We start from the raw sequence: 7,689 nt of genomic DNA on the forward strand, positions 1-7,689 counted from the left end.
TTTGCCACATCTGATTTAGTGATTGCCATGGGTTTACTTCCTATTGTGTACTGTACTGTATCGTATTTTAGTACATTACAGTACAGTACACAATCGATATTTTTTATGAATTATGACTAGCTAAAACTCTCTGCAGCTGTTCTCTAATATTTTCCAATTTAGCAAAAGCCGATAGAAGATGATTTTTATTAGATTAATTAAACAATAACAAGTATTTATTAGCGAGTGTCTACGAGCGCCACAACAAAAATTCGCGCCCAGACTCTCTGAAAAACAGCTTTTTAGGCTGAGAAGCCTAAATAAGCGTAAATTATATGCAGATATTTGCACCTAGACCGAGCGGAGCGAGCAAAAAAAGCTCTATGAGCGAAGCGAATTCATCGTGCTTTTGCTTTTTATTAAAGTCACAACGAGATGAGCAAAAAAATTGCCCCGACGAATCGAGCGAAAGCGAGATTCAATAGAGTTTGAGCGAGTGAAACGAAGCGAAAACCAAGGGCAATTTTTCATGACTTGGGCTTTTAATTATTTTTAATGCTTTTAAATGTTTTTAAATGGTCTGAAAGCCTTAGTCTACAGTGCTTTCAAGGAACATATAGCAACGTTTCCTCGGTTATATAGCAACGTTTCCTCGGTTATATAGCAACGTTTCCTCGGTTATATAGCAACGTTTCCTCGGAATTTGACAACAAATATTTATTATGTTGTTATAACAACATAATAAAACCGTTGCTAAATAGAATGACATGGCCGACTTAGTCGTAAAATCAAATAAACTTGTTCAAGCCTTACAGACACTTACTTTAAGTGAAACTCGCCTATTACAGCTCGCTATTGTCGATGCTCGTGAAACAGGTCAAGGATTATCAGCAGAAGAACCATTAGAACTAAATGCTAGTAGATATGCTACAGCCTTTAATGTTTCACCTGATGCTGCTTATTTAGCTTTAGTTGAGGCAGAAGATTCTTTATTTAAAAGACAATTTACTATTACCAATGAAGATGGAACTTTAACAAAAAGTCGTTGGATTCAAGATGCTAATTATCGAAAAGGTGAAGGTCGCATACTAGTAACATTAACTCGTGTTGTAATTGAACATGTCACAAAAATAGATGGCTTTGAACAATATTTTACTAGTTACCATCTTAAAAAAACTGCCGATTTTAAAAGCGTTTATGCTGTACGACTCTATGAGTTGTTAATGCAATGGAAGTCTGTAGGCAAAACACCTATATATGAGTTGAATAAATTCCGTAGCCAATTAGGTATAGGAGTTAATGAATATGATCGTATGGAGGCTTTTAAAAGACGTGTTTTAGATATTGCTATTAAACAAATTAATGAGCTTTCTGATATTACCGTTAAATATGAGCAACATAAAAAAGGTCGTGCTATTTCAGGTTTTTCATTCGCCTTCAAACAAAAGAAAACGAATCAACCAATAGCAGATAAGCGAGATCCAAACACGCTAGATCTTTTTTCAAAAATGACGGATGCTCAACGTCATATGTTTGCTAATAAGCTTTCAGAATTACCTGAAATGGGGAAATATTCTCAAGGTACAGAAAGCTACCAACAGTTTGCTGTACGTATTTCTGAGATGCTACAAGACTCTGAAAAAATCAAAGAACTAGCCCCATACCTAAAAAAAGTGGGATACATGCCATCAAATAAAAAGGACACAGTAAATGGCTAAGTTATCGCTAAGTGAAGTATCTAAAAAATTTCATATTGATAGGTCAACCATTTACAGAGCTGTACGTAATGGGCGTTTATCACGCTCTAGTGATGGTCAATTTGACCTTTCGGAAGTGATTAGATGCTTTGGAGAGCCTGAGCAAAAATCTCAACAAATTGAATCTTCTACATCAGATAGCGATGAATCTACAAAAAAACTCATTATTCATTTAGAAAATGAAGTTAAAAAATACCAAGAACGTGAAGAGCGTTTAATGCAGCAAATCGACCGTATGCAGACGCTTATTGAGTTAAAAACTGTTGCACCCGCCACGGCAGCGCCACAACAAGATGCTACGGCATGCGACACCGATATGCCACAGCATGCGACAACACAACAAGACAATGATAATAAAAAGAATAATGAATTAAATATTGTAGAAAACGTGGCAGTGCCACAGCAAGAAACTACAGCACACCACAGCCAAACGCTACAGCATGCCACGTTGCAAAATGTGGCAGTGCCACAACCTAAAAAACGTAGCTTATTTGGCCGAGTACTGAGTGCGGTATTCAATGAGGACTAAGCTCTCCAAGGAGCATTACGTATGAAAAAACTGAAAGAGATCCTACAAGGCATTGCATTTCTATTTATCGGGATTCCTATCATGATTATAGCCAGCATTATGGATCAACGAGCCTTTAAAAAGGAGAAGGATCAGCGCCAAAAAGCCCAAGAGCAAAGCAAGTGATTGTTCACCAGAGCTTATTAAAACCGTGGAACATTGTTCAGTTATTGATCGTGGAACATGAAAAATCATAAAAAAAGCCCATTCGAGGGCGAATGGGCTATAAAACTGAAATCAACACATTGAATTATAACACAATTTAAAAAGCATTTCGTATAAGGTGTATTATGTTAATTTTAGAAAAAACTTAAAATTATCTATTAGAGAATCATATATTTTTGGATTACTTATAAGTGAAATAGCACCTATATAGTGCAGGCTTAGCTAGAAAAACTATAACACTCTAAGAAAGTATGGTTTTTTATGTACAAGGCAATTTCATGAGAAGCCATATGATAAAATTCGAGGCTCCCCAATTTTGTAAATCAAATATATGCAAAATAATGTGAGTAAGCCGGCAGTACCAGCATTAACACTGGCTGCACTAGGAGTAGTATTCGGCGATATAGGAACGAGTCCATTATATGCATTAAAAGAAAGCTTTCATGCGACACGCGGGCTACCTATTAATGAACTTAATATCCTGGGAATTCTCTCTTTAATCTTTTGGACCATTACCTTAATTGTTTCGCTTAAATATGTTTTGGTGATCATGAGAGCTGATAACAATGGTGAAGGGGGTATCATGGCATTACTCGCCTTAAACCTTAGGCAAAAAGGATTGTCCCGTGGAAAAAGACTGGCAATCATTATCTTAGGTTTCATTGGAGCATCCTTATTCTTCGGTGACGGTATCATCACCCCTGCTATTTCTGTTTTATCTGCAGTTGAGGGACTTTCTGTTGCTGCCCCGTCATTTGATCGCTTCATTATTCCAATCAGTATTGGAATTCTTATAGCTCTCTTTGCCGTTCAAAAACATGGGACTGCAATGATGGGGAAGTTTTTTGGTCCTATTACCCTGTTATGGTTCCTATCTATTGGTGCCATTGGCATTATGAGTATTATTCAAAGTCCATTTGTTCTTGCATTATTCAGCCCACACTGGGCTTTTTTATTCGTTATTAACAATCCTCTTATTTCATTTTTTGTGATGGGAGCTGTGGTTTTAACAGTAACAGGTGGTGAAGCCTTATATGCGGATATGGGACATTTTGGTATTTTACCGATCAAGTTAGGCTGGTTTTTAATTGTACTGCCATGTCTGATGCTGAATTATGCTGGACAAGGAGCATTACTGTTAAGAGATCCTTCGGCTATCACCAATCCTTTTTACCTGCTTCTGCCTTCAGCCCTTCTATATCCTATGATTATTCTGGCTACTGCAGCTGCAGTGATTGCCTCACAGGCTTTAATCAGTGGGGTATTCTCTATGGCTAAACAGGCAATACAGTTGGGGTATCTACCTAGGCTTACAGTTTTACATACCTCCGCTTCGGAAATTGGACAAATTTATATTCCATTACTGAACTGGCTCCTGTTTATCTCTATCACCATCTTGATCTTAATATTTGAAAGTAGCAGCAAGTTGGCAGGTGCTTATGGTCTGGCCGTCACTGTGACCATGTTCTGTGACACACTGTTAGTAGCTTTTCTGGCTTATAGTTACTGGAAATGGAAAACATGGAAAGTCTTACTGTTCATTATTCCATTCGCCTTTATTGATCTGGTTTTGCTGAGTTCAAACCTATTAAAAGTCCTGATTGGAGGCTGGGTACCAGTCGTTATTGCGGTTATTGTTTTTACCCTCATGATGACCTGGAAAAAAGGCAGAGAGATTCTTCAGGACAAACTGCAGAAGGACACGCTTCCACTGAATGTGTTTCTTGAGCACCTTGAACAGACAGGTCAGAAAGTGAGTGGAAATGCCGTATTTTTAACTGGAACGCCTCAAGTCGTACCCCATGCGCTTTTACATAATCTAAAGCATAATAAAGTTCTGCATGAACGTAATTTTTTGGTGACAATCAAGACTTCTGAAATCCCGTATGTTGATGAAGCTAAGCGAATCGTTACTGAAGTACTAGAGAATGGTTTTTTCAGAATAACGATCCATTATGGATTTAAAGAAGAGCCTAATGTGCCTCATTCATTGAAACAAGCTTTTTCAGTACTGGATCTTGAGTATGACTTAATGAATATCAGCTTCTTTGTTTCTAGAGAAAGATTAATTCCAAGTCTGTCCAGCAAGATGTCTACATGGCGTGAAAAGTTATTTGTCGCAATGCAAAAAAATACCAGCCCTGTCAGTGATTTTTATAAAATCCCTTCTAACCGGGTGGTAGAGCTAGGTAGTCAGATTGAAATTTAAGAATTTCTAAAATGAATAGGCACCTTTAAATAAGGGTGCCTATCTGATCAGAATAAATCTTTTACTTTAATTTTCCAATAGTTGACCAATCTCTAAAGCTGAATAACCACGTTCTTTAAAGATCAAAATAATTGCTTTTTTATAATCTTCAGAAGTAGAAGTCTTATATTTAGTTATCAGTTGATTCTCGGAATTCAGCTCAAGATCATTTTTGATGGTCAATACTTCGCTAGAGATCTTATTAAAGATATTTAGGTTAAACATACAGGCACTCGTTATCCGTATTATAGCGGCCCGACTATAACGAATACCTGTCTTAGCTACGCTAGACACCCTTAGCCGCAAGGATTACAAATTAAGAAAAATTCTGCAAGTTTCTGCCTATTGAAAGAATAAATAATATCCCCCAAATGCTATCTATTTAACATAATGGTGGTTATACGCAATACACTTGTATATTAATATAAAAATCAATGACTTAAAATTTCACACTCAACCCTAAAATCCGTAAAAAGCCGACTTTGAAACAAGTCGGTTTTTTTATGAGCAGTTTTGATATTTTTTGCCAACATTTTTGCTCAAAAAACACTCAAAACAGAAAATCACCTACAATCTATAAGGCTTTCAGCCTGAAAAAAATCCACAATTTCTGCGGATATCTTTTGGATAACTCTAAGTTCACTTTTTAAATGTAATGTCATATGCAAAACTCATAGAAGTTTATACTTTGTGAAAAAATTATTTTTTATCCAAAAAGTGTGATACATTTAACAATAAATTTGCATTTTGCACATTTTTAGCACTCTCCGCTTTAACACCCTGTAAGGATTTAATATTCCCCTCTTACAGGGTTTTTTTTGGAGAGTCTTAAGAACATTTTCATTCATCTGTTTAACATACAGGGTGGAGCGATTTGAATCTTTAATAGTTAAATGAATCTCAGAGTTAAAATCCAAATAATTTTCTATCTCGATCTTCGGTCAAATACTGGTTCAGGCCAGCGAGTATTTTTTGTTTCTGCGCTTCATCTTCCATTTGTTTCATTAAAAAAGAACCCAACAAAATTTTACGTCTAGTGTCGTCCTTTCTTTCTTGCGCTTTTTGTTTTGCCTTTTCTCTTGCTAAAGCAGCCTGTTTTTGCGCTTTTAACTGGTTTAACTTCTCTTGTTGTTTTGCAATTTTCTGATCTAAAGATTCAATACCCATTGTGATTCCAAAGCCTTTAAAAAACCATTAGAGCATAGGATACCTGCCATTGAGATTCAATGCCTTCCTAAGCTATAATGGTTTTCCCGAAGGGCGCACTTTCCCAAACTAATTTCATTAAGTTTGGAGTGCGAAAGGAGATACCCCCTTACCCCCCATAAAAGCAGATTTGTTTTTATTGTTGTTTTGGTTGTTGGAAAAAAGACAAAAGAGAAAATGGCGATTTATCACTTTTCAGTTAAAAACGTAAGTAGAGCAGATGGGCGGAGTGCCGTAGCTGCTGCTGCCTATCGTTCAGGCGAAAAGTTGATAGATGAAAGACAAGGGAAAGAACAGGATTACACGAAAAAAACAGGTGTGGAGTTTTCAAAAATCTATGCCCCTGCAGGAACGAACCCCGAATTACTAGACCGCAACCAACTTTGGAACACTGTAGAGAAAGTCGAGAATCGCAAAAATTCACAGCTTGCTAGAGAATTTGAAATTGCATTCCCTCACGAACTCAACAAACAGGAACGGCAAGAGCTACTAGACGACCTATGCCAGGAAATTATCAAGCGTCATGGCGTTGTCGTGGATGCGGCCATTCACGCCCCACACACAGCAAACGGTAGCGATAAGCGTAACTATCACGCTCACATATTACTAACCACCCGAAGCATTGACGAACAAGGCAATTTAGGGAAAAAGACAAGAGAATTTAATGATCACGGCAAGCAACAGGTCGAACACTGGAGAGAAAAATTTGCAGACCTAACAAACCGCCACCTAGCAAGAGCAGGGCATATCTTTGTGGAAGTCGATCACCGCAGCTACAAGGCGCAAGGCTTAGACCTAGAAGCCACTCAACATGAGGGCAACAGCGTTACACAGTTACGCAGACAAGGCGTAGACACAGAAATCAGCCTGAAAAATGATGCGATCAAAGCAAGAAACGCTGAAAAAATAGCAAATGAACAATTAATCAAAGGGCTTGATCAGGAGATTGTCTTTTATTTTGGCGCAATAAACGACCTAAAACGCTCACAAAGCGAAGTTAAACAGCAAGACTACACGAAAGTAAACCAAGAGCCAAAAAACGCCTTAAATCGCAAATTAGAGCCATCTAGCCCTATTCTCAAACTTAGTCAGCCTGAAAAAAAACAGGCTATTGCCGATTTTAATGCCCGTGTTTCAAAGTTGGCCAAAGAAATTTTTGAGAATGATTTAAGAGAAATTTTAGAAAAAATACAAGAATGCAAAGAATTAAGCTCAAAACTTCTTACTAAGATTGAAGTACACAAGCAAAACAAGCCATTAAACCCTTTCAAAATTGGGATTTGGAAAAAAGAACTTTCAGAAATGGTGAACCTGCATAACAACAACATCAAAGTAAAATGGGAAAACTTGCTACTTGAGTACAAGAGCAAGAAAAATCTAGGTGCTAACTACACTTATTACGAAAAAGCACATACTCAACTTTTCAAACAGAACCCAGACGAATACAAGAAAATTCAGGAGTTTCAAAAAGAAATTGCTGAAAATGAGCGACAAGAATCAATTAACAAAGCTGCAAGTCGCCAAAACAACAAAGAGCGTTGACATACTCCGTACTAAACCGATGATTTAATGGGGAGCATGTCAGCCTTCATCGTCAGTTACTTGTCTTTTTGCATTGTAATCTGTTTTTCTAATTCAACTATCCGTGCATTTGCATTAGTGAGTTGTGATTCCACATATTTGATCGAGCCTGATTTTTCGAGTAGCTGTTCATATTTGGCTTGCAAGGCGTTGTAGTCTTCTTTTGCCTTATCTGTACTAGCAAG

The 7,689-nt window shown here is 37.3% G+C and carries 7 protein-coding genes; 5 read left to right on the plus strand and 2 right to left on the minus strand.

Features of this window, described 5'->3' with window-relative positions:
- Window positions 1–746: 746 nt before the first annotated feature.
- The 4 genes from repM to AC07E5_RS06435 all read left to right on the plus strand — a co-directional run bounded on the left by repM (window position 747) and on the right by AC07E5_RS06435 (window position 4,678).
- Window positions 747–1,697, plus strand: a complete 951-nt coding sequence (gene repM, locus AC07E5_RS06420; RefSeq protein ID WP_498625035.1) for a replication initiation protein RepM — start codon at window positions 747–749, stop codon at window positions 1,695–1,697.
- Window positions 1,690–2,265 carry a plasmid replication DNA-binding protein gene (locus tag AC07E5_RS06425; protein ID WP_498625037.1) on the plus strand — a complete coding sequence of 192 codons (576 nt, stop codon included), beginning with the start codon at window positions 1,690–1,692 and terminating at the stop codon, window positions 2,263–2,265. Before repM ends, AC07E5_RS06425 begins: the two co-directional genes overlap by 8 nt.
- Window positions 2,266–2,286: 21 nt before the next feature.
- Window positions 2,287–2,430: a hypothetical protein gene (locus tag AC07E5_RS06430; protein WP_004968401.1), complete on the plus strand. Its 144-nt coding sequence runs from the start codon at window positions 2,287–2,289 to the stop codon at window positions 2,428–2,430.
- Between the two features lie 370 nt (window positions 2,431–2,800).
- Complete coding sequence (locus AC07E5_RS06435) at window positions 2,801–4,678, plus strand: potassium transporter Kup (RefSeq protein WP_004282101.1); 1,878 nt, start codon at window positions 2,801–2,803, stop codon at window positions 4,676–4,678.
- Window positions 4,679–4,744: 66 nt separating this feature from the next.
- On the opposite strand, the gene AC07E5_RS06440 is transcribed toward AC07E5_RS06435, so the two are convergent.
- Window positions 4,745–4,942, minus strand: a complete 198-nt coding sequence (locus AC07E5_RS06440) for a hypothetical protein (RefSeq protein ID WP_004733253.1) — start codon at window positions 4,940–4,942, stop codon at window positions 4,745–4,747.
- 681 nt (window positions 4,943–5,623) lie between these two features.
- Window positions 5,624–5,884 (minus strand): DUF8583 domain-containing protein, encoded by a 261-nt coding sequence (locus tag AC07E5_RS06445; RefSeq protein WP_498625039.1) that lies wholly within the window; start codon window positions 5,882–5,884, stop codon window positions 5,624–5,626.
- A 216-nt stretch (window positions 5,885–6,100) separates the two neighbouring features.
- Here AC07E5_RS06445 and mobQ point away from each other — a divergent pair, with 216 nt between their 5' ends.
- Window positions 6,101–7,465: a MobQ family relaxase gene (gene mobQ, locus AC07E5_RS06450; protein ID WP_498625041.1), complete on the plus strand. Its 1,365-nt coding sequence runs from the start codon at window positions 6,101–6,103 to the stop codon at window positions 7,463–7,465.
- Window positions 7,466–7,689 lie beyond the last annotated feature (224 nt).

Source organism: Acinetobacter seohaensis (genome assembly GCF_056431365.1).

Coding starts and splice junctions, on each gene's coding strand:
- AC07E5_RS06440 (WP_004733253.1), bottom strand. CDS start 4,942: ATGTTTAACCTAAATATCTTTAATAAGATCTCTAGCGAAGTATTGACC.
- mobQ (WP_498625041.1), top strand. CDS start 6,101: ATGGCGATTTATCACTTTTCAGTTAAAAACGTAAGTAGAGCAGATGGG.
- AC07E5_RS06435 (WP_004282101.1), top strand. CDS start 2,801: ATGCAAAATAATGTGAGTAAGCCGGCAGTACCAGCATTAACACTGGCT.
- repM (WP_498625035.1), top strand. CDS start 747: ATGGCCGACTTAGTCGTAAAATCAAATAAACTTGTTCAAGCCTTACAG.
- AC07E5_RS06445 (WP_498625039.1), bottom strand. CDS start 5,884: ATGGGTATTGAATCTTTAGATCAGAAAATTGCAAAACAACAAGAGAAG.
- AC07E5_RS06425 (WP_498625037.1), top strand. CDS start 1,690: ATGGCTAAGTTATCGCTAAGTGAAGTATCTAAAAAATTTCATATTGAT.
- AC07E5_RS06430 (WP_004968401.1), top strand. CDS start 2,287: ATGAAAAAACTGAAAGAGATCCTACAAGGCATTGCATTTCTATTTATC.